The organism is Vibrio sp. 1249-1, from assembly GCF_033340495.1.
In genome coordinates, this window is sequence record NZ_JAWOWJ010000876.1 from 1 (window position 1) to 581 (window position 581).

Sequence of the window (581 nt, forward strand, 5' to 3'; positions counted from 1 at the left end):
TGTAGTTATATCTGCTTATTTCTAAAGCAGTGGTCGCAAATAATACATATCAAAGTTACAAAATAAAGTGATAATTTACATTTTTGTTAACAACAAAATTCAGCAAAACAAACTATGAATACATTCATATTCAGAACAAAGTTCACTTAGTCAAATGATAACAACTAGTTATCGGTTGAAGGTTGTATAACTACGCAGTTGATAGAAAGAAAATTCCCTATAAGAAAAAATATCCTCAATAGGAAAAACTTTGAAAGGGATCAAATTTTAGATATCGATGGTTCAGCGAGACAGAGGGAGCACGCCTTTGTTTGAAACAAAAATGCCCATCACAAACGTGACAGGCATTTTGTATTTACTTTGCAGTGACTTGCGTCGTTATTTAGCAACCATAACCATTGCAGGACGAATCACACGGCCGTTTAACTCATAACCCTTCTGCATAACAAACATCACGGTGTTTGATTCATGATCTGGGCTTTCTTGAATAGACATTGCTTGGTGGAATTCAGGGTTGAACGTTTCGCCTTCAGGGTTAATTTCTTTCAAACCAAACTTAGCAACCACATCAACAAACGTCT

Annotated in this window: 1 protein-coding gene; it reads right to left on the bottom strand. The window is 35.5% G+C overall.

Annotated features, from left to right (window positions below):
* Positions 1–378: 378 nt before the first annotated feature.
* The coding region (grpE, locus tag R7Z50_RS29420; RefSeq protein WP_318150004.1) for a nucleotide exchange factor GrpE at positions 379–581 on the bottom strand (203 nt) is incomplete at its 5' end.